At 52.8% G+C, this 24305-nt stretch carries 22 protein-coding genes; 12 read left to right on the top strand and 10 right to left on the bottom strand.

The window, feature by feature from the left end:
- Positions 1–21 precede the first annotated feature (21 nt).
- Complete coding sequence (locus tag OEW58_03485) at positions 22–1404, bottom strand: hypothetical protein (GenBank protein MDH5300406.1); 1383 nt, start codon at positions 1402–1404, stop codon at positions 22–24.
- Positions 1405–1602: 198 nt separating this feature from the next.
- Between OEW58_03485 and OEW58_03480 the strand changes: the two genes are divergently transcribed.
- The 7 genes from OEW58_03480 to OEW58_03450 all read left to right on the top strand — a co-directional run bounded on the left by OEW58_03480 (position 1603) and on the right by OEW58_03450 (position 10040).
- Positions 1603–2562 carry a MoxR family ATPase gene (locus OEW58_03480; GenBank protein ID MDH5300405.1) on the top strand — a complete coding sequence of 320 codons (960 nt, stop codon included), beginning with the start codon at positions 1603–1605 and terminating at the stop codon, positions 2560–2562.
- Positions 2559–3518, top strand: a complete 960-nt coding sequence (locus tag OEW58_03475) for a DUF58 domain-containing protein (protein ID MDH5300404.1) — start codon at positions 2559–2561, stop codon at positions 3516–3518. Before OEW58_03480 ends, OEW58_03475 begins: the two co-directional genes overlap by 4 nt.
- A complete protein-coding gene (locus tag OEW58_03470) occupies positions 3515–3994 on the top strand; it encodes a DUF4381 domain-containing protein (GenBank protein MDH5300403.1) in 480 nt (159 codons plus the stop codon). The genes OEW58_03475 and OEW58_03470 overlap by 4 nt, the downstream gene beginning before the upstream one ends.
- A complete protein-coding gene (locus OEW58_03465; protein ID MDH5300402.1) occupies positions 3991–4986 on the top strand; it encodes a VWA domain-containing protein in 996 nt (331 codons plus the stop codon). Before OEW58_03470 ends, OEW58_03465 begins: the two co-directional genes overlap by 4 nt.
- Positions 4979–6736, top strand: coding sequence for a VWA domain-containing protein (locus OEW58_03460; protein ID MDH5300401.1), 1758 nt, complete (start codon positions 4979–4981; stop codon positions 6734–6736). Before OEW58_03465 ends, OEW58_03460 begins: the two co-directional genes overlap by 8 nt.
- The gene (locus tag OEW58_03455) at positions 6730–8430 is read left to right on the top strand and encodes a BatD family protein (GenBank protein MDH5300400.1); all 1701 of its coding nucleotides are present in this window, start codon (positions 6730–6732) and stop codon (positions 8428–8430) included. The genes OEW58_03460 and OEW58_03455 overlap by 7 nt, the downstream gene beginning before the upstream one ends.
- A gap of 119 nt (positions 8431–8549) precedes the next feature.
- On the top strand, positions 8550–10040 hold the full coding sequence (locus tag OEW58_03450) for a DUF853 domain-containing protein (protein ID MDH5300399.1): 1491 nt from the start codon (positions 8550–8552) through the stop codon (positions 10038–10040).
- Positions 10041–10087: 47 nt separating this feature from the next.
- Here the strand turns inward: OEW58_03450 and trxA are convergent, their stop codons facing one another.
- From trxA to OEW58_03425, 5 genes are all read right to left on the bottom strand, one after another.
- Positions 10088–10453: a thioredoxin gene (gene trxA / locus OEW58_03445; GenBank protein MDH5300398.1), complete on the bottom strand. Its 366-nt coding sequence runs from the start codon at positions 10451–10453 to the stop codon at positions 10088–10090.
- 62 nt (positions 10454–10515) lie between these two features.
- Positions 10516–11391, bottom strand: coding sequence for a hypothetical protein (locus tag OEW58_03440; protein MDH5300397.1), 876 nt, complete (start codon positions 11389–11391; stop codon positions 10516–10518).
- A gap of 45 nt (positions 11392–11436) precedes the next feature.
- Positions 11437–14436: an SBBP repeat-containing protein gene (locus OEW58_03435; protein MDH5300396.1), complete on the bottom strand. Its 3000-nt coding sequence runs from the start codon at positions 14434–14436 to the stop codon at positions 11437–11439.
- A 229-nt stretch (positions 14437–14665) separates the two neighbouring features.
- Positions 14666–15319 carry a thiopurine S-methyltransferase gene (locus tag OEW58_03430; GenBank protein ID MDH5300395.1) on the bottom strand — a complete coding sequence of 218 codons (654 nt, stop codon included), beginning with the start codon at positions 15317–15319 and terminating at the stop codon, positions 14666–14668.
- Position 15320: 1 nt separating this feature from the next.
- Positions 15321–16139 (bottom strand): DUF2797 domain-containing protein, encoded by an 819-nt coding sequence (locus tag OEW58_03425; GenBank protein MDH5300394.1) that lies wholly within the window; start codon positions 16137–16139, stop codon positions 15321–15323.
- A gap of 75 nt (positions 16140–16214) precedes the next feature.
- Between OEW58_03425 and OEW58_03420 the strand changes: the two genes are divergently transcribed.
- From OEW58_03420 to OEW58_03405, 4 genes are all read left to right on the top strand, one after another.
- Positions 16215–16913, top strand: coding sequence for an SDR family oxidoreductase (locus OEW58_03420; GenBank protein ID MDH5300393.1), 699 nt, complete (start codon positions 16215–16217; stop codon positions 16911–16913).
- Between the two features lie 87 nt (positions 16914–17000).
- Positions 17001–17498, top strand: a complete 498-nt coding sequence (locus OEW58_03415) for a hypothetical protein (protein MDH5300392.1) — start codon at positions 17001–17003, stop codon at positions 17496–17498.
- Positions 17499–17751: 253 nt separating this feature from the next.
- Positions 17752–18666 (top strand): GGDEF domain-containing protein, encoded by a 915-nt coding sequence (locus OEW58_03410; GenBank protein ID MDH5300391.1) that lies wholly within the window; start codon positions 17752–17754, stop codon positions 18664–18666.
- Between the two features lie 126 nt (positions 18667–18792).
- On the top strand, positions 18793–19389 hold the full coding sequence (locus OEW58_03405) for a CBS domain-containing protein (GenBank protein ID MDH5300390.1): 597 nt from the start codon (positions 18793–18795) through the stop codon (positions 19387–19389).
- A gap of 52 nt (positions 19390–19441) precedes the next feature.
- On the opposite strand, the gene OEW58_03400 is transcribed toward OEW58_03405, so the two are convergent.
- The 3 genes from OEW58_03400 to djlA form a co-directional block, all read right to left on the bottom strand.
- Complete coding sequence (locus OEW58_03400; protein MDH5300389.1) at positions 19442–19870, bottom strand: Rrf2 family transcriptional regulator; 429 nt, start codon at positions 19868–19870, stop codon at positions 19442–19444.
- 240 nt (positions 19871–20110) lie between these two features.
- Complete coding sequence (locus tag OEW58_03395) at positions 20111–20545, bottom strand: Rrf2 family transcriptional regulator (protein MDH5300388.1); 435 nt, start codon at positions 20543–20545, stop codon at positions 20111–20113.
- Positions 20546–20828: 283 nt separating this feature from the next.
- Positions 20829–21611, bottom strand: a complete 783-nt coding sequence (gene djlA, locus OEW58_03390) for a co-chaperone DjlA (GenBank protein ID MDH5300387.1) — start codon at positions 21609–21611, stop codon at positions 20829–20831.
- Between the two features lie 121 nt (positions 21612–21732).
- Between djlA and rimO the strand changes: the two genes are divergently transcribed.
- Entirely contained in the window at positions 21733–23052 is a 1320-nt protein-coding gene (rimO, locus tag OEW58_03385) for a 30S ribosomal protein S12 methylthiotransferase RimO (protein ID MDH5300386.1), read from the top strand.
- Positions 23053–23061: 9 nt separating this feature from the next.
- Here rimO and OEW58_03380 read toward each other — a convergent pair whose 3' ends face one another.
- Complete coding sequence (locus OEW58_03380; GenBank protein ID MDH5300385.1) at positions 23062–24297, bottom strand: methyl-accepting chemotaxis protein; 1236 nt, start codon at positions 24295–24297, stop codon at positions 23062–23064.
- Positions 24298–24305: the final 8 nt, after the last annotated feature.

Here is a 24305-nt window from a genome sequence, read left to right as displayed (position 1 = left end):
CTTAATGCAAAACCATCACGACTATCGAGCGCCGCCACCCGAAGCACGCAACACGAAACCAATGCCAACACTGGAATAATATTCACCAATTGTTTTTTCATAATCACCCAAAATACTGCGCCCCGCCTGGAATCGCACATACCAACGCCCCAGTTCCAAATTGGCGCGATAGGCTGCATATCCACTGGCAGTTACATCATTGCCATAGCCACCCAACACCACTTCGTGAGAAATCATGCCATCAAGCAATAATTGGGGATTCACCAATGAATTGATGGGCGCAATATAGCCTGCATCAAAACCACCAATGGAACCATCACACCATTCACCGCCCAGATAAAACCGTATGGGAACCGTATCAAATAAATCATCCATGTACACCGACACTCCAATGAACGTGGGCTGGCGATTCCAATTTGCGGCGGACACCTTGTCCGATGGCAATTGCATCCAGGTATCGATGGTCGTGTTCACAACGGCACTGGCGTTAATGTCGGCCAGATATTCGTCCTGCTCCTGTTCCTGATGACGATTACTGAAACTCGTTACCATGGTGTTAATCGTCGCATCTTTCGCGACCAATACTTTTTTGGGCATAAGCCGCCAGGCATCCATTTCCAGCTCTGCATCACGCTGACCATAGACAAATGCCTTGAGCAACGATTCCACCGCCGCTGCATTGCCATTAACCGCATGGCTACGCGTTGCCTCGTACACTTTGGGATCGGTTTGCTCACACTGTTTGTGCTTGGTCAAACAGCCGTCGCCCATAGTCAGCCAGCTTTCACCCTTGCCATTGGTTACCCGCCGCCCCTGCCGATTCCAGTAATCATGGAATGTCAGCGCCGGTGCCGATGTACTGCCCACACGATTAAATCCCATGTGACCGGCAGAAAATGCATCCTGATAAAAGTGACTTGAAAACGCGTGGACAAACATCATCCGCTCAAATGCGCGCACCTGTTCTGCTCCGACCAAACTTTGCGCATCCATCGCCAAGTGCAACGATTGATTGAAATACATACTCCATTCGTTGGTCACCAAGGGATAAAAATGATTACTATTTCGCAACGCCAATAAACCATATTCGCCCGTATTGGCCACATAGCGCTGGGCCGCACCCGTGTAAAAATCATCCGGGGTCAAGGCATGATCTCCGGCCACTGCCGCTGCCCGACCGTATACGCCGGCGTAGTAGAATTTTTCGCCCAATTTCATACACGCCAGTTCCAGCCGCTGCTGCTGGGTAGTTGAAATGGATTTTTTATCAATCGCCCCCATTCGGCTACACGCCTGCTGATAGGCTTGCGTCCCCAATAGAGCGTGTTCGTCAAACTCCCAGGCAAATGCAGAAAAGGAGGATAAAGACAAAAAAAATGTCGTCGCAATAGCGTATTTCCGCATAAAAATCACTTCCTGAGATTGGCGCACGGGGTTGCAATTCTGGTACTATTTTTCTTCGAAAGCAATGACCAATCCGCACTATCGGGAAGCAGCAAAACCGATATTGAACCACGCCAAACGCGCAGCATCCACGGAACCAGTCTGCGCGCTGAGTGTCTATCTGAAACAGTTAGTGAGTATTTAAGTTAACAGGAAGCTATGTCACACCAGTCAGAAATCAAAAATCTCGCAACCCACTTAAACCAACACATCATAGGCCAGCCAAGACTGGTAGATCGGCTACTCATCGCCCTGCTATGCGACGGCCACTTGCTCGTCGAAGGCGCCCCCGGATTGGCCAAAACCCGAGCAATCAAAGTATTAAGTGAATCCATCGAAGGTGATTTTCATCGCATTCAATTCACCCCGGATTTGTTACCTGCCGACCTTACCGGCACCGATGTTTTTCGCCCCCAGGACAGCAGTTTTCAATTTCAGCGCGGCCCGCTGTTCCATAATTTGATCCTCGCCGACGAAATCAATCGTGCGCCAGCAAAAGTTCAATCGGCCCTGCTTGAAGCCATGGCAGAACGGCAAATCACCGTCGGTGCCACCTCGCATTCGTTACCTGCGCTATTCATGGTGATGGCGACTCAAAATCCGATCGAACAAGAAGGCACCTATCCCCTGCCTGAAGCACAACTTGACCGATTTTTGCTGCACGTCGTTGTTGACTATCCAGACATAGAAGCCGAACAAAAAATCCTGCATCTGGTGCGTGGTGAGGCCAAAGCTGCGCCTACTGCACCAAAAAATAAAATTTCCCAGCAAACATTATTTGCTGCTCGTCAGGAAATTCTGGACATACACCTGGCTGACAATCTCGAACACTATCTGTTGCAACTTATCGTCAGCACACGCCAACCGCAGCGCTTCCGCAAAGAAATGGCTTCGTGGATCGAATACGGTGCCAGTCCACGCGCCACCATCGCGCTTGATCGTTGCGCCCGCGCTCACGCCTGGCTGCAGGGTCGGGATTTCGTCACCCCGGATGATATTCAAACCATGGCTTTCGACGTACTTCGTCACCGCATCATTCTGAGTTACGAGGCCGAAGCCGAAGGAATTACCCGCGATAAATTTATCCGCGAATTAATCAATATTGTTCCCGTACCATGAGCCAATCCGACATCACAACTCCGCCCCCAAGCGACGATGGTGACGGGCTGATTTATGTCTCCCAGTCCCAGCTAATCGCACTACGCGCTGCCGGCGAACGCCTGCAACTAAAACAACAACGCATTGGCTCGGTGCAAAGCGGCAACTATTCATCGCGATTCAAAGGTCGCGGCATGGAGTTTGACGAATCCCGCCAATATCAACCGGGTGACGATGTTCGAAGCCTGGATTGGCGCGTCACTGCGCGCACCGGCGTTGCACACACCAAATTATTCCGTGAAGAACGTGAGCGTCCCGTTATCGGCTGGGTAGATTTGCGACCCTCAATGTTTTTTGCCACCCGCGGAGTGTTCAAAAGTGTTGTCGCCGCCAAAGCAGCCGCGCTTATTTCATGGAGTGCGACCAAACATGGTGATCGTTTTGGCGGCATGATTTTCAGTGACACTGAACATTACGAATGCCGACCACACCACGGCAAAGACGCCACCTTGCACTGGATTAAACAATTAAGCGAGGCCAGTCGCTGGTCTCACGAGCAATCAACGTCGTCCACTGCTGAAGCCACCGACACACTCAGTGCCTTAATGCGTTTGCGTCGCGTTGCCAAGCCCGGCAGCCTGTTATTTTTATTTAGCGACTTTCGCCAACTAAACACCGCCGTGTCGCTGCAAATAGGCAAGCTCGCACGCCATAACGACATTGTGCTGTTCCACATTTTTGATTCCCTGGAGCAAAATCTGCCCAGCAGTGGTGACTACGCCATCGCCTGGCAACAACGATTCAGTCGATTCTCCAGCAATGACAAAACACGGCTACAGCATCAACTGCAATTTAAACGCTTGGTCGAGCAACTGGAACGAATCGCCCGCATTCCCGGCGTACACCTGATTCATTGCGCCACCAACGACGACATCACCCAAAAACTTGTCGATACTTTCCACGCCAAACGCTCATGAACACTGACGAACTTCCCTTGCGCGATATTCACCTGCCTGCAGAGGTGAGCGCCTGGCCGCCAGCCATCGGTTGGTATCTGCTGGCGGCGTTGGTGCTGCTGCTCATCGCAGCGGGTTGGTTGTGGCGCCGCTGGCGTCAACGGCGCGCTGTCCACCAACTGGCACAACAGGAACTGATCAACATTCGTCAGGCATTTGCACAACACAACAATGCCGCGCAACTAGCCAGCGATGTGTCTACCTTGCTACGTCGCGTTTGTCTGTTGTATTTTCCACGCGAACAGGTCGCCGGATTGCAGGGCCAGGCGTGGATCGATTTTCTCAACCAGATTCATCCCGTGTTTGAAGCTGAACTCGCACAATTTTTGTTGACCGCCCCCTATGCCAGACAAATTCCGCAATTCGACTTGCCGTTACTGGACAGCACCGAACTCTGGCTAAAGCAGTTACAGAAAAAAAATCGAGGACCAGCATGATTCACTTTGCCTGGATTTGGATTCTGGCTTTGTTGCCACTGCCGCTACTGATTCGCTGGCTGCTGCCACCAGCCAAACAGTCTCAGCAAACCGCGCTCAAAGTGCCATTCATCCACGAGTTAACCCATCTGGATGTGCAGATTCGCCCCACGGCAACATCACGATGGCCTTTGCTGCTGGCAACGCTGGCCTGGATTTGTTTAGTGCTCGCTGCCGCACGTCCACAATGGCAAGGCGATCCGATTCAATTGCCCGTCAGTGGTCGTGACCTGATGCTGGCAATTGATTTGTCTGGATCGATGGAGCAAACCGATTTCGAACTCAATGGCCAAACGGTTAATCGCCTGCAAGCCACCAAAGCCATCGCCGGTGATTTTATTCAACACCGTACTGGTGACAGACTTGGATTAATTTTGTTTGGTCGACAAGCCTATTTGCAAACGCCACTGACCTTTGACCGGCAGACGGTTTACACCCTGCTCATGGAATCAGCCATTGGTCTGGCCGGTACCGAAACGGCTATCGGCGATGCGATTGGCTTGATGGTCAAACGGCTGGAAAAAAGCAATCACAGCGAACAAGTCATGATACTGCTCACCGATGGTGCCAACACCGCCGGCGAAGTTGCCCCGCTGAAGGCCGCCGAACTGGCTGCGCAAAAAGGATTAAAAATTTACACCATTGGTATTGGCGCTGACGAAATGCTTGTACGTTCATTATTTGGTTCACGCCGGGTCAATCCGTCCGCCGATCTGGATGAAACCACCTTGCGCGGCATTGCCGAAAAAACCGGTGGCAAATATTTTCGCGCCCGCGATGTTGAAGAATTACAAAAAATTTATCAAATCATCGACAAACTTGAACCCGTAGAAAAAGAGCAGCATGTTTTCCGTCCAATTAAATCACTGTTCATTTATCCACTGAGCTTGGCGTTGCTATTCGCTACCATCTTGCTGCTTGCGCAAAGCCCCTGGGTGAGAAAATATGGATAGCTGCCATCTGTTACGCATCGAAGCACTTTGGTTGCTCATTCCGTTGGCCTTGTTGCTGTGGCTGTTTGCTCGTCGCACTCGCAGCAGCACATGGCAACGCGTTTGTGACTCTCGGTTACTACCCTTTATTCTCCAGCAACAAAACTCAAAAAACAGTTTATGGCCATTGGGATTAGTAGCTCTGGGTGGATTGCTGGCGATACTCGCTCTGGCCGGTCCAAGTTGTGAAAAAATCGAACAGCCGGTGTTTCGTGATCAATCGGCACTGGTGATTGCACTGGATCTGTCACGCTCCATGGATGCGGCTGATGTTGCGCCATCGCGACTCCAGCGCGCACGATTGAAATTGATCGACATTCTCAACGCTCGCCGCGAAGGCCAAACGGCATTGATCGTCTACGCGGCTGACGCCTACACCGTTTCGCCACTGACTGATGACACCCACACCATTATTGCCCAGGTGAACAGTTTGGAAACTGAACTGATGCCACAACAGGGTTCACGTCCTGACATTGCCGTTGCCAAAGCCAGTGAGTTACTGCAACAAGCCGGCGTCGTTCGCGGAGATATTTTGTTAATCACCGACGGCGTGCAAAAATCACAATTGCAACCCACATTAACCCAACTGACGAAGCAGGCACACGCATTGTCGGTACTCGCAGTAGGCACCGCTGCCGGCGCACCGATCAAACTCAGCAACGGTGGCTTTGTACAAAACAGTCGTGGTGAAATTGTCATCCCCAAACTGGATGAACATCCATTGCGGCAGTTGGCAAGTCAGGGAAATGGTCGATATCAACGACTCAGCGCCGATGACAGCGACATCCAGCAACTGGCCGCCGGATTTCATCAACCCTCACAGGCCAACAATGAATTACCGGAAAAAATGCGCGCCGATTTGTGGCGGGAAGACGGTCCCTGGTTATTACTGCCGCTGCTGTTGATTGCGCCACTGGTATTTCGTCGTGGCTATCTGGCGCTGGTGTTGGTCGTGCTGTTGCCACCACCTCCGGTACAGGCATCCGCCCTGTCGGATTTATTTTTGAACAATAATCAGCGCGCTGAAAAACAATTACAGCAAGGCCAGGCAGAGCAAGCCGCCAAAACATTCACCGATCCGCAATGGCAAGCGACAGCACACTATCGCGCAGGACATTATCCGCAGGCAGCGAAACTGCTCGAAGGCATCGACAATGCCGATGCCCAATACAATCGCGGCAATGCCCTGGCTAAAATGCGCCAGTACGAGCAGGCCATCGCTGCCTACGATCGTGCATTGCAACTTAATCCTCAACATCAAGATGCCAAGTTCAATCGGGATCTGGTGAAAAAACAGCACCAAAAGCAATCGCAAGATAATAACGACAAAGGCGACAAAGGCGACAAAGGCGATCAGCAGGATAAGGCCGATCAAAACCAATCGCAAAACGCTGATGCTGGCGCACAAAAAAACAAGCAAGATCAGGCAGGCAACGCGTCCCCTGACAATGCCAAACCATCTGCGGACGCGAAACAAAATAATCGAGACCAAAACAATCCCGCTCAAAATCAGCAAGAGAAAAACGCAAAGGCTCCGCAGGATGACAAGGCTACGCTGGCCGATGACCGCCAGCCCAAGGAGCAAGACATCGCCACTGAACAATGGCTGCGGCGCATTCCCGATGATCCCGGTGGTTTGTTGCGTCGTAAATTTCTCTACCAGTATCAACAGCAATCCACGGATCAACCGCAAGAGCAAGAAACATGGTAAGCATTTTGAGAAATCTGTTGCTGATTTTCAGTTTGGTCGTCGGCGTCGCTCAAGCCGCCAGCATTGAGGTAAGTGTCGATCGCAACCCGGTGCAACTCAACGAATCGTTCAGCCTCATTTTCCAGGCCAGCAGCGATGTCGATGATGATCCTGACTTCACACCACTGCAAAAAGATTTTGACATTCTGTCACAGGGTAAAAGTTCGAACGTGCAAATCATTAACGGCAGCATGTCCCGCCAAACCCGCTGGACGGTCAATGCCATGGCCAAGCGCGTGGGAACTATCACTATTCCGGTGATTCAATTTGGCAGCGATAAAAGTCGTCCTGCCCAGTTGCAAGTCGTCGATCAGGCAGCGACCAACAACAGCAATGCCGACAATCGCGCTGATCTCATTCTTGAGGCCCGCGTCGATCAAACCAGCGCATTTGTGCAAGCGCAAGTGGTTTACACCATCCGCTTTTATCGCGCGGTGAACATCAACGGTGCCAGCATGACTGAACCGAAAATCAGCGGCGCTGATGCCAGCATTGAAAAATTAGGCGACGATGCAGTGTTTGAAACTCAACGCCAAGGCCGGCGCTATATCGTAGTCGAGCGCAAATACGCCGTGTTTGCCCAGCAAAGTGGCTCGCTCAACATTGCGCCCATCGATGTGTCCGCACAAGTCATCGAAAGTCAGGGTAATTTTGGATTGTTCGATCGCAATGTTGTCAGCAAACGCGTTCGCTCCAACCCGATTGCATTGACAATCAAGCCCATTCCCGCCAATGCACACGGCCAATATTGGTTGCCGGCACGTCAGTTGACCATCAGCGAAGACTGGCCAACGCAAACGGATTTTAAAGTGGGCGAGCCCATCACCCGCACCTTGACCTTGAAAGCAACCGGTTTGACTGGCGCGCAATTGCCCGAACTGATGACCCAACCCATCGACGGTTTTAAAACTTATCCTGATCAGGCCCATGTCGACAATCTGGCCGACAACCAGGGCATCACCGGCATACGCCAACAAAAAATCGCCTTGATTCCCACTCGCGAAGGCGAGTTGGTGTTACCGGCCATCACCCTGCCTTGGTGGAACACCCAGAGCAACCGCATGGAACAGGTAACCTTGCCAGCGCGCACCCTCCACATTGGCGCCGGCAGTCTCGCCGGTTCGCCTGCGAGCATCAGCAGCACGCCCGACACGATTGCCCCCGCTATCGAATCCGCGCCCCATGCCGAGCCCCAGTCGTCCGCGCCAGCAGCCAATTCTCACTGGTTCTGGATCGCCTTGGCACTCGGTTTGGGATGGTTGATCAGTACCCTAGTGTTGCTGCGCAAACTTCGCCGTACACCTCCGCCCCAAAAGTCATCACCACAATCCGCCACGACACCAACAGCATCATTGCGTGAGGTGCTGGCCGCCTGTGAACAAAACAACGCCGCGCTGACACGGGAAACGCTGCTCCGCTGGGGACAGGCCCGTTGGCCCGAACAAGCGCCAACCAGCCTGGATGAACTGGCACAACGACTAGGACCCGATGTAAAAACGCAGTGCGATCAACTCAACCGTGCCCTGTACAGTCAGTCCGCCCATGCATGGAATAGTGCAGCGCTGGCGGAGGCCCTGCGCATGGCTGAAAAACCGCTCACCCCTGCCAGTGCCACCAGGGCAACTGCCCTGCCGCGCCTGTATCCCGAATCGTGACCGGCTCATCAACGCCAGTCGCGTCGGCAAGCACGATTTTTTTGTTTTTCCTATGCGATAAAACGCGGCTTCGCTGGTAATATTCAGCCAGCTTAGATATTTCATCTCAGGACGAAAGTATGAACCCAAACACAATTCTGGTCGGCGGTAACGACCACACCCAGGTAGGCTTGCAACTGCGGATGGGCAATCGCCACGGCTTGATCACCGGCGCCACCGGCACCGGTAAAACGGTCACACTGCAATCGCTGGTCGAAGGTTTTGCGCAGGCCGGCGTGCCGGTGTTTGTCACCGACGTGAAAGGCGATTTGTCTGGCCTGGCCAAGGCCGGCACACCCAACGAGCGCATCCAGGCACGGGTAAAACAACTCGGTCTCAGCCAGTTCCAGCCTCGCCCGTTCCCGGTGATTTTCTGGGACCTGTTCGGCAAGGCCGGCCATCCGGTACGCACCACTATTTCTGAAATGGGCCCCCTGCTGCTGAGCAACTTGATGGAGTTGAGCGAAACCCAGCAAGCCGTTCTGTACGCCTGTTTCAAACTCGCCGATGACGAAGGCTTGCTGTTGCTGGACCTGAAAGACCTGCGCGCCATGCTCGGCTGGATGGCCGACAACGCCAAGTCACTGCAAAAGGATTACGGCAATATTTCCAGCGCCAGCATCGGCGCAATCCAACGCAGCCTGTTGGTGCTAGAGCAGGAAGGTGCCGAGGCATTTTTTGCCGAACCTGCACTGCAACTGCAAGACATGATGCAGGTGGATTTTTCCGGCAACGGCGTGGTCAGCATGCTCGATGCCACCACACTGATGTCCAAGCCACGCCTGTACGCTACCTTCCTGTTGTGGCTGTTGGCCGAGCTGTTTGAACAACTGCCCGAGGTCGGCGACGCCGATCGCCCCAAGCTGGTGTTGTTCTTTGACGAAGCGCATCTGATGTTCAAAAACGCCCCTGCCGCGCTGGTCGACAAAATCGAACAAGTGGTGCGCCTGATTCGCTCCAAAGGCGTGGGCGTGTACTTCATCAGCCAGACACCTTCTGACATCCCGGTCAGCATCGCCGGTCAGCTGGGTAATCGCGTCCAGCATGCGCTGCGCGCGTTCACTCCCAAGGATCAGCAAGCCGTCCGCGCCGCCGCACAAACCCTGCGCGCCAACCCCAAACTGGATGTCGAGGCGGTTATTGCCGAGCTGGGCGTGGGTGAAGCATTGGTGTCAGTGCTGGACGAAAAGGGCTCGCCGACCGTGGTTGAGCGTGTGTTCATCGCCCCGCCGCAGTCACGCATTGGGCCGCTGAACAACGAGGAACGTCAGCAACATCTGTCCCGCTCTCCCTTGGCCAGCAAGTACAACACACCCATTGATCGCGAATCGGCGCATGAAATCCTGCAAGCCAGAGGCGAGCAACTGCTGGCCGAACAGGAAGCCGAGCAAGACATCAAACCAACGGCCAAAACAGCGCGCGGCGCCCGTGAACCAGAGTCCATCATCGGCACCATGGCCAAAAGCGCTGCCCGCGCCGTCGGCAGCCAGATTGGCCGGCAGATAGTGCGTGGTTTGTTGGGATCGCTGCTGGGTGGGTCCGGTGGTGGTGGCAGACGTCGCCGCTACTGACCCGGCCTCAACCCCGAAAAAAAACGGTCCCTGCTGGGACCGTTTTTTTATGCACGTTGTTGCTGTTCTATGGATTTGCGGACGTCGTCCATATCCAGCTCGCGCACTTTACCGAGGATTTCATCAATCGCACTGGATGGCAGAGCGCCGGCCTCGGAGAACACAAAGATCTGTTCGCGGGCAATCATCACGGTCGGGATGGAACGCACCTGGAAGTACTGCGCCAGTTCCTGCTCAACTTCAGTGTTGACCTTGGCAAATGCCACGTCGGGATGACGCTCGGCCGCTTTCTCAAACACCGGTCCAAACATTTTACAAGGCGCGCACCAGGAAGCCCAAAAATCGATGATCACAATCTTGTTGTCGCTGATCACCTCTTCAAAGTTGTCTTTACCCAGGGTTATAACCGCCATAACAGCCTCCTGTACCGGCTTAATATTAGTAATTAATAATATAGCGGTTTTCTCAGCTTTTTTCAAGTCATCATGTTGTAGTCAGCCCACATCAAATACAGCACGGGGGCGGCCGCCAACAGCAGGGACAAGACATAAATCAATGAACTCTTTAGCTTTTTAATGGCCGTGTACACGCCCATAATGAACACAATGGCGGTTAAAGCCAGAGAAAAATACAGGGAAAGAGCAAACACCAAAGCCGAAACCAGCGATATATCCAGCCCCATTTCCACCACCGCCGAGGAGTTTATCGCCCAATGGCTGAAGAAAAACACCGCCGCCGTCGCCCCACAAACCGAGCAAACCATCCAGGCAATGTAGTCCAGGGTTTCGCCGCCAATACCGCGCGGCTGGGATTCCATGTAGCGGTTCAGGCTGTATAGGGCTTCGCCGTACTGTTCTTCCAGTATGGGCACTTCTTCGTACAGCTTATCCGTTTCCACCTTGAGCTGCGCCAGATTCACCGGCTCGGCCCGTATCAAGCGGGTTCGCCGTTTGAGCAAATCTGCCACGTCGAGAAAGCGCTGCTCCACATCGATCATTTCGTTTAGCAGCTCGACCGAATCCTGCTCAAACAAACCCGGTAGCTGTGGCATATCCAGCCGGGGAAAATCGTCATGCAGTTGAATTGGCGGCATCATTTCCGCACGGCGCGAACTGGCGGCATAGGGTTGCAGCGCATTTTTTTGCAGGCGCTGCAAACGGTGCCGCTGACTGGAAAGAACAAAATAGACCAGCTTGAGCCTGGCAAAACGCTGCTCCAGTTCGCGACGATGTTCGTGCCGACGAATGTACTGAAACGCCAGCCAGCCACCAACAAACGTCGATACCACCAAGGGCCAGACGGTGTTGAAAAACTGGATAAGCCAATCCAAAGCGGCGTTGATGTGTCCCATGAGTAAAGCCAATTCCTTGTGTTTTTCCGCACCGGGCGGAAGCAACTAGACAGAACGCGGCTTCAGTAGGGTTCGGGTAATCAGTAACAGCAGTCCCAGCAACAAAATAAAACCGGTTTGCAGGCGGGCCGTGGCGTAATACTCCGGCTCGGCTACCCGCATGGTGGTTTGTACGCTGCTATCGTCGAGATTGGCATCCACCAAGTTGCTCAGTACCGACACACGCACCCGCAATACACCACCAACCAACGGTTTAAAACCAAAACTCACTGTATTGCTATTCAGACCGCCAACGGCGTCCAGAGTCCCCAAATCGCAAAACAAAATCCGCTTGTCTTCTAGCAGGCAAGTACTGGGCCTGTTAGTGACAATCACGCTGGGAGGAAGATTAATCGACACCCGCACCTGCTCGGCCGGCAAACTGCCTTCGTTGGTCACCTGGTAAACGAATTCTGCCAAGTCGCCCACGTTCACCGGCAAGCGATAACCGGCCGGCGTCAGTTTAAGATTGGTCGAAAACGTCTCATCGGTCACATAAGTGATAAAACCGTCATCCGGTCCGCCAATGGCATTTGGGTTGGTGGCATTGGCGGTGGTGGGAAAGCGCCGCGATGAGGTCTTGCCGACAATCACCACGCCTTTATTGATGCCGGCTTCCACCACCAGCGCCATGGCCTTGGGCGAATCCAGGCCCTCCGCCCCCAGCAGGGTCGCATAACGCGTTCGCGGATTTTTAGTCGCCGCCGGATCGGCACTTTCGTTTTGTTCCATCTTGATCAGAAAAATATCTTCGCTGTCCGCCGCCGATTTAAACGCGTCGCTCATCGGCTTAAAATCCTGCGACAACGTCTGGCCAACCAGATAGATATTGTTTTTCTTGACCGACATGCCGTTCTCTAGCGTCTGTACCGTGTGAACCACCACACCAGTTGCTTTGTCGACGTCAGATCCGCCCACGAAGGTCGAAAACTGTACGGAATCATAGCCAGCAACCGCATCAAATTTGGTCAAAAATGCTTTGGGAGCCGTGCCGTCATAAAACGACACATTGGTTTCCAGGCCAGAGCTGTTCCACACCTGGTTAACCAAAGGAAATCTCACAAAAATTTCCCGATCAGGATCGGTGGCGATCAGTTTCGGATTCTCGATATTTCCCGGACCCGCAGGACCGACAATTGCTCCCTCAGACGTGCTGTAGCCGGTCAGGTAGATGTTGTTGGTGGTATCCACCGCCACCCCCGTTACCACGTCGTCACCCGCCCCGCCTATCATCGTGGTGTACAACAGTTGTTCGCCCATGCTGTCCATCACCACCACAAACCCATCACGACAGGGATGCTTGTCGTTGACGAAATCCACGCCGCTATCACCGCAATTACCCGGCACGTAGTACTTGTACGGCGGCCGCCCGTCCTTCAGTGGGAAGCCATGCCTGTAGGCTGGATCATTGGGGTCAGCCATGGTCGCGGCGGTTGTTCCGGCAACGTAAATTTTCACCGCCGCCCCTGTGGCGTTGCTCAGCACCAAGTCAGCCGCCCAGTCGGTGCCATAACCACCGATGTAGGTGCCATGCGTAGTCACCGTACCGCTGGGATGAATCCGTGCCATGAACGCATCGGTTTGCCCCTGGTAGCAGCTGTCGCCCTCAAAACCTGGGTCTACCCGGCCAAAGCAGGTGAACTGTCCCTGAGCGCTGATCATGTACGGTGAGCTGGTATTGCCCACGATGTAGGCATAGCCCTCAATGTCTACCTTGATAGCACGGCCATAATCATCCGCCGAACCGCCAACATAGCGGCCATAAACCAATTGGCCATTGGTATCGAATTTGGCAACGAACGCATCCACCTCGTAGGTGTTACTGCCCGGCGAGGTAGGTGTCAACTGGCTCTGTATGCCATTGGTAGGCAAATCGGTCGACTTGGTGGTGCCAACAATGTAAACATTGCCTGCCGCATCAAGCGCAAGATCTCGGGCCTGCTCGTTTTCGCAGCCGCCGTAATAGGTGGCATACAGCACATCGCCGGTCTGCAAATCCACTTTGGCAACGAATGCATCATAAGCAGGAAAATGTTGTACCGTACCGTTGCCGCGGGCGGGATCATAATTCAGGGTGCAGGTGGTGGCCTCAACACCGGACACTGCCTGATAGGGCGTGCCCTGCTGCCCACCGCTTAACAGCCCACTGTTGACGACGGTGTAGCTGTCATTGGTCGCAATGTCCGCCTGCGTGGAGGTACCACCGGTCAGGTACAAGCTGCCATCGGCCTCGCGCCAGGCCACGCCCTGAACGACATCACGATCACTGCCGCCAAAGTAGCTGGAAAACTTCAGAACCGGGTCCACCACCAGCGTGCGGGCTGTGTCATATCTGGCCAGCGTCATCGTCAACTGATTACCCGGCAGCAAACGATAGCGTGCAGCCACCGGGATAGTCTTGCCGTCTTTGTGCTGAAACACGACCGGAGCCTGGTGCTCGACCACGCCCTGGGGTGTTTTCACCTGCAAGGCACCATTGGCAGCCAGACTCAGTGGTGAGGGATCATCCAGTTGCAGTCGAATCTGCCGGGGATCGGCACCGGGCGACACCAGCAGGTCGTATTCCAATTGATGCTGGGCATTGAAGCGGTACACCAAATCAATGCCTGGATAGATCTGCGGCTGCCGTAACTGGGAAAAGGTGGAAATGTTGCGTGTCCAGTCTGCCGGGCGCTTACCGACGAAGTAATTCACCTTGGTGCGCAGCGGCTGTTCGCCTTTCACCGGGCCAGTGGCCTTGGCCCCCAGAAAACGAAACCGCAACGGCTGGCTCCCGGCTACCCGAGGCAATAAGGTAAATTCTGCGTCACCAATGCTGACCAGATAGTCGCTGGTTTTGGCCTGAAACTGCGTTTCCTTACCGGCCTGACCTCGATTTTGTTCGAAAAACTGCGGCATGGCCCAGCCATTGGCCTTTGACTGGACGTGCGCAGGCAGCGCCGAGGCAGTTGCTCCCGCGCCCCCGACCACACTCCACATCAACACGCCCCATATCCAACGCCGCATGGTCACATCCACACTTCAGTCTAATCTGTCCATACTATCAAAAAGTTATGCCGGATATACGCTCGCATCCGCCGCAGCGACGAATGCGCACATTATTAGCCTGATTCTAATGGGGTATCGGCACTTTTGCCCAACCGCTTTCGGTCATACCCCCATTACTGGATCGGCCCCAACGGAGCTGGGCATGACCCGAATTGTAGGGCGTGATTCACCGAAATGGAAAATGGGGCTATTGGCGGACGAGCAGATACACCCGCTCATGCATGGCGCTGATGCCACGATCGCGGAATCGGGCATTGGCAGCCAACACGTCGTAACTCGCCACCGGCTCGATACTGAAGCAACGACTGTAGAGTCGCTCCACCTCGTCCTGGGACACACTGAACGGAGGCCCCTGCATTTCGTGTTGCGGGTATTCCATCGTCACCAGCAACACTTGAGTGCCCTTGACCAGCAACTCGCACATTTTGGCCGCGTAGCGCTGACGCAAATCCGGTGGCATGGCGATGAACGACGCGCGGTCATAAACCGCCGTCACGCCCTTGAGGTCCAGTGGATGCAAATCAAAAAAATCCCCGCACCACAACTCCAAATCCGACGCGCCGTATTTATCAAAACCAGCCGAGGCAGATGTCACCGGTTCCAGATCGTTTTCCTGAAAGAACGCCTCAACGGCAATCGGGCTGATTTCCACACCCAACACCGGATGGCCATGAGCATGCAGCCACAGCATATCCTTACTTTTGCCGCACAGTGGCACAAAGACTTTACCCGGGGTCTTTTCCAATTCGTGCCAATACTGCAAAAGATATGGATTCACTTCGTGCTGGTGAAAACCGATCTGTCCCTCTTTCCAACGATCCTGCCAAAATTCGATTTGCATATTATTCTGTTCCAAACCTGAGACGATACCCGCCAAATTTGCGCAAATTAATCACGCCCGTATCGAGCATCAAATACTGTCCCTTGATACCCTGCAGCACACCGGAAACCTCGGCGGTTTTATCAAAATCCAGTGAACTGACCTTGTGTGGGTATTCATTGACCGGATACGTAATCGTGGTGACTGCTTCAGCGCGCAGTGGTTCAATTTCTCCCGGAAACTGCGCCAGCAACGCATCAATCTCCATTCCAGATTGTTCAAATATCCGGTCACGGCAAGCAGGCAAGTCCAGTGCCAGCGCATCGCCCTTGAGCATCTTGCGCCAATCGGTTTTGTCGGCGACCTGTTTTTTGAGCAGTTCTTCCAGCATACCAACTTTAAAACGCGACGACGCACGGAAAATCGGCAGGGCCTGGGTCGCTCCCTGGTCAATCCAGCGGGTTGGGATTTGACTGCCGCGAGTAATCCCCACCTTCAGTCCCGATGAATTGGCCAGATAGACATAATGCGGAATAAAACAATGCTGTTGCGCCCAGTCGGGTTCGCGGCAGGTGCCGGCGGCAAAATGGCATTTTTCGGGACGGACGATACAAATATCGCATTGCGCCAGCTTTTGGGTGCAGGGATAACAGTAACCCTGGCTAAAGCTTTTTTTGGTCTTACGACCACAGGCCACACAGAATATTTCGCCGGTGTGCTGCAAATGAATCCGCTGCCCCAGATAGGGGTTCAGTTCCAGACGTTCCTCATCCAGACACAACTGGTAGCGAACAGGCTCGGCCAGCGAAACGGCCATTTTGCGCAAATTTCCTTCGATCATCGCCAGTCCACAAGGCAAAAAACAGCGGCGATGATACCATATGCCCGGCGAAATCTCAGACGGAGTCAACGGAAAATGCAATATCGAGTACTCATCACCGGCACCTCGCGTGGCATTGGCCTGGAAATGGTAAAACAAGCCGTGCGCAAGCAATGGCGGGTGTTTGCCTGTGTCCGTGATCCGCACACCCCACAAAAACTGTTTGAGGTTGCTCGCATGTCCGGCGGACTGGTCAGTGTGCACCTGCTGGATGTCGCCGATCCCGCCCAGATCCAGGCATTGGCCTATGAACTCAAGCACGAGCCTCTGGACATCCTGATCAACAACGCCGGCACCTATGGTCCCGACGAGCAGGAGTTTGGCACCCTGGATGTTCAAAGCTGGCTGGATACCTTCAGCATCAACACCATCGCGCCGCTGAAAATCGCCGAGACCTTGCATGCCAATCTCAGTCGCGGCCAACGCAAGCTCATCGTCAACCTCACCAGCAAAATGGGCAGCATTGACGACAACCACTCTGGTGGCTGTTATGCCTATCGCAGTTCCAAATGCGCACTGAACATGATCATGAAAAGCATGGCCATTGATCTGGCACCGCAAGGCTTTACCTGTGTCAATTTGCATCCCGGCTGGGTCAAAACCGAAATGGGTGGACCACACGCAGAAATCACCACTGCCCAAAGTGTCAAAGCCATGTTTGACATCCTGGACAACGTCACCCATGCTGACAATGGTAAGTATTACGACATCGATGGCAGTCTTATCCCTTGGTAAGCGGATGCGATCGATAACTGACTGATCGAGGTAAAGGTCTGGCAGCACCTCCCGATATAACCCCTAGATTAACCAGAGGGAACCAATATGGGCCTGAGTGTTGTACAAAACAAAGTCACGACGCCGTTCGTGACCCACATCATTGCTCACCTGAAAAAAGTCGCTGGATACCAGGCAAAAGCCAACGCAGGTTTTGAAGAAAACCTGGCCACTTTCGGTTGCGAGGGCTATGCCTTGGTCTGCAACACCAAAGGGGTGATTACCGGTCGTATCGTTGTGCATCATTACCCGGAAACGGCGTTGCCAATCGGCAACAAATTGCTGGGAACCAAGCACACCAAGATGAACGACGACATCATCAACGCACTGGCGGATTTTTCCCAGCAGGCTATTGCCCCGGCCATCGCAGAATTGGAAAAATCTGACATCGAAATTGATTTCTCGCCTACCTACTTCGTTTCTGACACCAAGAAGCTGGGCGGCATTCTGGAAGATGCCAAGCAAATGCTGACCATCCCCATCGAAATCGAAAATCTGGGGCGGTTCTATTTCAACTTCCTCATCAATAGCCAGATCCAGAAATAACCCACAACGGCAGCCTAGGCTGCCGTTTCTTTTACGGGCAGTTTCATGCCGGCAAACCCTTGCCGCTCATCATCTCCCCCCAGACTATTTGTTCAGCAGCACTGCCAACATTTCAGCAAATCGATACCCAACAAAGTCATTTTACCTTTAATAAACAACAAATTACCGCACAACACCCGCATTCGCCAAAAACATGACGCGCTTGGCACATTTGTCGCAATTCTCCAACCAAGCCACTTTGGAGAAACATGTTATGCAAGGTATCCCAGCTCTCGTCCCAACCTCCGCCGGTGCCGACACCTACCGCGTTTCAACCGCCTCCCGCACTGTCGAAAAATACAGCCAGGAAAATCTGCTGAAGCTGACCCAAAGTCTGCAGACCACACTGGACATCGACAGGCTGTTGCTCATGTTCTCCAATGAATTGAGCCGTCTTGTCCCCCATGACGGTCTCAGTTTTACCTGTACTGAAGGTATCAAACATCAGGCTGGGCGCGAGGCTGACAAACATTACGTCATGACGTTAAAAGTTCCCGGAAAAAGCGAAATAATAGGCGTACTGCGTTTCGATCGTGATCCCACGCCATTTAATCTGCTTGAACTGGAAAACATCCATCGCCTGTCGAGCAATCTGGCCTACCCGATTCGCAACGCATTGATGTATGAAAAAGCCCTGCTCAACGCCGCCAAAGACCCACTGACCGGCGTCAACAACCGCAGCATGATGGAATCAACCATTCAACGGGAAATCGATCTGGCACGACGCCATGGCACACCACTGACCCTGCTGTGCGCCGACGTGGATTTTTTCAAACGCGTCAATGATCGCTTTGGACACAGTGCCGGTGACAAGATACTGCGCTCCGTCGCCAACAGCATCAGTCGCTGCATTCGATCCTCGGACGTTATTTTCCGCTACGGTGGCGAAGAGTTCGTGATTCTCCTGCCCAACACCGATGCAAGCGGCAGCCAGCTTCTTGCCGAACGCATTCGCACCAGCATCGCCAATTCCGAAAACAGACATCTGGACTACCACATCAATGTCACTATCAGCATCGGCGTACATACCCTGTCCATCGAAGACAGTCCTGGCAACTTATTTAACAAAGCCGATCAGGCGCTCTACCAGGCCAAGCGTTCTGGCCGCAACCGTGTCTGTATTCTGTAGGTCGATACACCTCCCTGGGCGATAACGCCCAGGGAAAAACCCAATTATTTTCCTCAGAAAATATTTATTCGTCCGCAGTAAAATCAGGTCTCTCCGAAAACAACGACACCGCCGAGGGAGACCCCCATGAACCACTCATTTCATCCTCTGCCCTATTCGTATCTACCGCCTGGGATACGCATCTGTACTGCGCTACATCAGCTACCAGGCATTGTCAGCTTGCAAGATCCTGCGATCAAAACCATGACCGATCTGGCATTTACCCAGGCACACTGCATTTCACCGCTATCAACCATGTCCCAGGCAAATGAAAAAATGATTTACTGCGGCGTGCGCATGTTGCTTGTCAGCGAACGCGCAGACGAAATATCCGGGCTGATTACCTCAACCGACATTTCGGGAGAACGCCCAGTACGGTATTTGCAAAAACATGCGGGGCGCAGAGAAGATATTCTGGTGCGTGACGTGATGACGCCACTTTCCCAGCTAGACGCGCTGAATATGAGTGATGTCAAAAAATCGCATGTGGGGGATATTGTCCAAACACTGGAATTTCATGGCCGACAGCACTTGCTGGTATACGAACAAACCAGTATTAATGGCAATTGTCACTTGCGCGGTATTTTTTCATCCAGCCAAATTGAAAGGCAGCTCGGCTACAAAATATCCTCACTGCCACGTGCACTAACTTTCGCCGAAATTGAGATGTCACTGACAAACTAGTTGGAAAACAAACAGAGGTCACTCTGTGCTTGCAGAGTGACCCATCAAAGACTTATGCGGCCTCAGTGTGCTCTTTTGACAGCATCAACTGCTCGACCATCACCACATCATCAATACATTCCTGTAACGAAATATGGTGTAAAAATTCATGCATACGCCGACTCAGGTGTGCCCAAAGCTGATAGGGCTGATAGCGCTCATCTTCAATATCCAGTCGTGGCCGCTTCTCATCCAACACGTCAATAATCTGCGCTATGCTGATCTCGGCGGCATCCCTGGCCAAGCGATAACCTCCACCGGGACCACGAGTTCCGCGAACCAAGTTGCCCTTTCGCAGATCTGCGAAAATCTGTTCCAAATAGGACAAGGAAATATTCTGTTTTTCTGAAATGTCAGAAATAGTCAACGGACCTTTATTTTCATGCAGCGCTAAATCCATCATTGCCGCGACTGCATACCGTCCTTTTGATGAAATCTTCATAGCGTAGTCCCCTTGTTTCGTTATTTGAATCTTCCTCTGACAGGTCAACGAAGGATTACTCCATTCGCCATATGTCAAACATTATGTATATCTGGGGATTTTTCCATGGGTATTTTGTATACAAATGTAAATTATTAGTGTTTTACTAGGAATTCACCATTTTTCGATCATTTATTGACCACCGCAAAAATCAAAAGGCGCCCCTGGAGGCGCCTTTCGTTATCGTCTGCGATATCCAAATCAGGCTGCGCGTTTCTGTTCCGCATCGGCAGAGAAACCAACATCACCGGGCAAGCCACCATTTTGCAGACATTCCTGCAAGCTGATTTCAGCCAGAAAATCATGCATGCGGTGACTCAAGCGCGCCCACAACTGGTAGGGCTCATAACGTTCATCTTCGGTGCTAAGACGAGGACGCTTTTCGTTGAGCACATCAATGATTTCCGCCACGCTGATATTTTCAGGATGACGCGCCAAACGATAGCCGCCACCTGGACCACGCGTACCACGCACCAATCCACCCTTGCGCAGATCGGCAAAAATCTGCTCCAGGTAAGACAACGAAATGTTTTGCTTTTCAGAAATGTCAGCAATGGTAATGGGTCCTTTGTTTTCATTCAGAGCCAGATCCATCATAGCTGCAACTGCGTAACGACCTTTGGAAGAAATTTTCATGGCTAGTCCCTCAAGAGTAATCAAACACAATCCTGTTAGCGTTTAAATCTGATTTTTTTTTCGTGCATTTCTGTAAAGCTGTGTAACGATAATCAGGTTATTTGTGCCGATTTGTATCTCAAGGTAAAAAAACAAGGGAAAAATGGAATTTTTATAAAACAACGTAAACTAAAAGCCAAATTCTCCAGCAATCAAGTCAAGCCATAACATTCAAAAAACTAATCTTGAGCGCAAAAAAAGTCTATAAAACCGGTTTATTTCCTGAAGAATTCAGCTTTAAATTTTATGAGACAGACTCTCTTGCTTTGCGAATAACATCATATGCCGCTTTTATTTCCTGGGTTTTCTGCTTGGCAATTTCCATCATTTCTTCTGGCAACCCTTTGGACACCAGCTTGTCAGGATGATGCTGGCTCATCAAACGGCGATAGGACTTTTTCACCTCATCATTTGTCGCGCTGCTCGGCACCGCCAACACACCATAGGCAGCTTCCAGTGCTCGCTTGTCATCGTGATAGGCTTCATATCGGGTATACGCCTGCTCTGCTCTCAAGCGCTGAATCATCTCTGCGAGGATGGCTTCGCTCATCCCCAGTTCGTGAGCAATGTGGTGGAGGATTTTTTCTTCCGCTTTGTCCAGATGACCATCTGCCATGGCCGTCATTACCTGGATTTCCATAAACATGATCAACAAAGTAATACGACGCCGGCATTCACTGCGAAACTGTTCCAGCACCTGATCCAGAGGAAAATCTTCCGCCTTACCCTGACGGAACAACCCGCGCGCTGCCTCAGTTTGTTCTGGCGACAGCCGCATTTGCCGCATCACGTGATGGGCAATTTCGATTTCGCGTTCAGAGACCCGGCCATCCGCCTTGGCGAGATGGCCCATGATGGAAAAGGTTGCCGTAAAAAAAGCCGATTGAATGCGTTCATTGCTGTCCGCACTGCCACTACGGAGTTTTTGATCAATCTTGTAGCCCAGCGCCACCCCAAGCAGACCGCCCAGCACCCCGCCCAGCATGTATCCCAAACCTGCGCCTACGACTTTTCCCCACCAACTCATCCATCACTCCTCAACAAATTCATCACAATCGGCTAAAATACGCGTTTTGCCGGCAAAGCACAAAAGGTTGGTCCGTCCCGCCCCCTCTGCCCCGAAGATTTTCAAACAATTTGAGTACCTTATGAGCAAGACATCCGACCCGAAGGTGGGTTTTATCAGCCTAGGCTGCCCCAAAGCACTGGTCGATTCCGAGCAGATCATCACCCAGCTGCGCGCCGAGGGCTATCAAATCAGCCCCACCTACGAGGACGCCGATCTGGTCGTCGTCAATACCTGTGGCTTCATTGACGCCGCAGTGAAAGAGTCGCTGGACACCATCGGCGAGGCTCTGGCAGAAAATGGCAAGGTCATCGTCACCGGCTGCCTGGGAGCCAAGGATGACAGCGTGCAGAAAAACTATCCGCAGGTTCTGGCAGTCACCGGCCCGCACGCCAAGGACGAAGTCATGGCTGCGGTGCACAAGCACCTGCCGCCAAAACATGATCCGTACACCAGCCTGATTCCCAATACAGGCATCAAGCTGACCCCGTCACACTACGCCTACCTGAAAATTTCCGAAGGCTGTAACCACCGCTGCAGCTTCTGCATCATTCCCTCGCTGCGCGGCGATCTGGTCAGCCGCCCCATTGGCGAGGTGATGCAGGAAGCAGAAAATCTGGTGAAGGCTGGCGTAAAAGAGCTGATGGTCATCTCCCAGGACACCAGCGCCTACGGCGTGGACGTGAAATACCGTACCGGCTTCTGGGGCGGCAAGCCGATGAAAACCCGCTTCAAGGAGCTGGCCGAAGGTCTGGGCGAACTGGATGCCTGGGTGCGCATGCACTACGTCTACCCCTATCCGCACGTGGACGAGATCATCCCGCTGATGGCTGAAAACAAAATCATCCCCTACCTGGACGTGCCATTCCAGCACGCCAGCCCGAAAATCCTCAAATCCATGAAGCGCCCGGCGAGCAGCGAAAACACCCTGGCGCGCATCCAGCGCTGGCGTGAGCTGTGCCCGGACATCACTTTGCGTTCGACTTTCATCGTCGGTTTCCCCGGTGAGACCGATGACGACTTTGAATACCTGCTGGACTTCCTGCAGGAAGCACAACTGGATCGCGTCGGTTGTTTTGCCTACTCCAACGTTGAGGGCGCCGCTGCACGCGATCTGCTCGGCCACGTGGACGAAGATACCAAACAGGAGCGCCTGGAGCGTTTCATGGAGGTACAGGCGGCAATCAGTGCCGACAAACTGGCTGCCAAGGTCGGTCAGCGCATGACGGTAATTGTCGATGACATGGAAGGTGAATACATCATTGGCCGCACCCGCGCCGATGCGCCTGAAGTGGACGGTGAAGTAATTATCACCTCAGATCGCCCGGCCAAGCCTGGCGAATTTATCGAAGTGGAAATCACCGGCTCGGATTTGCATGATCTGTATGCGGATCGGATATAACACCAAATATCAAAACAAGTCGGCGCTATTTTCCAAAGACTCCCCGTTTTCCTTATCGTAACGGGGAGCACTTCTCAGATTCGAATTCCAGCGATGCTCTGGCAGTACGAATACATCCAGTTTGCTTTTCAACACTTCACTCAGTTTCAGCAAGTCTTCTCTGGTCACACCTTGCAACTTGGTATTTTCCAGCGCATCACTGTTGAGACTCACCAGACCATTCATGGCCTGGCGGGTTTGCTCTGACAGCTCCGACTGTTCGGCGACTGACTGGCTGATGGTATCGGTGAAATTTACAATCTTGGCAATTTCCTCCTCGATCACGGACAGACTGTGGGATACCGCCTGCGCCTGACCTGCAGCCTGTTCGGTGATAGTAGTGCCCTGCGACAATTCCTCCACCATCGCATCAATCCCCTGCTGCACCCCTTGCAGGGCGCCATGAATTTCCGCCGTGGAATTTCGCGTGTGATGCGCCAGTTTCTTCACCTCATCGGCAACAATCGCAAAGCCGCGGCCCTGCTCACCGGCTCGAGCCGCCTCTATGGTCGCATTCAACGCCAGCAGACTGATCTGCTCGGCAATGCTGTTAATCAATTTGATTACATCAAAAATCTGCTTCCCCTGCGCCGCCAATACCTGCAATTTTTCCATACTGCGCTGCATTTGCTCACTGAGGATCATGGTGATTTTTGCCGAGTCATTGACCTTGTCGCGACACTCGTCCACCTCACTGGTGCTTTGTCTGACCAAATTCAGAATGCTTGTCGAATCATCTTTCACCCGATGACTGGAAATCGCCATGGACTCCACCGCATTGGAAAGCTGATTACCGTACTGTTTCTGCATCATCGCCTTCTGGGTAAAATTGCCGTAGGTATCAGCCAATTCATGCGACATGGGCACGAGGCGAGCGGCGGAACCCTCAATATCGGAGATCGCAGTTGCCAACTTCTGATAAAACAGCTCCAGCGCCGAAGCCAGCTCTGGCGAATTGGATCGCAGCGGCGAGATTGATTCGCGCGTTAAATTAATTTCATTATTTTTCAAACCGGAAAAAAACAGATGGAGAAAATTTTCTTTCCTGCTTTTTTGGTACCAGAGCATGCACGAAATCACTGCAGGTATCAGTGCCGCCAACAACAAACTGACGTGGGAATTCCAGCCAGCCTCACGTTCCAAAAACGGCAACGTCCCTACCAACAAGCCAATTACAACTGTTTGAGATATAATGAGCCATAGCATATGTGCAG

It is taken from the genome of Gammaproteobacteria bacterium, from assembly GCA_029884425.1.
In the GTDB taxonomy this organism is placed as follows: Bacteria; Pseudomonadota; Gammaproteobacteria; order S012-40; family S012-40; genus JAOUHV01.
Note: the sequence above shows the minus strand (reverse complement) of the source record. Positions and strands in the feature narration are given on the sequence as shown.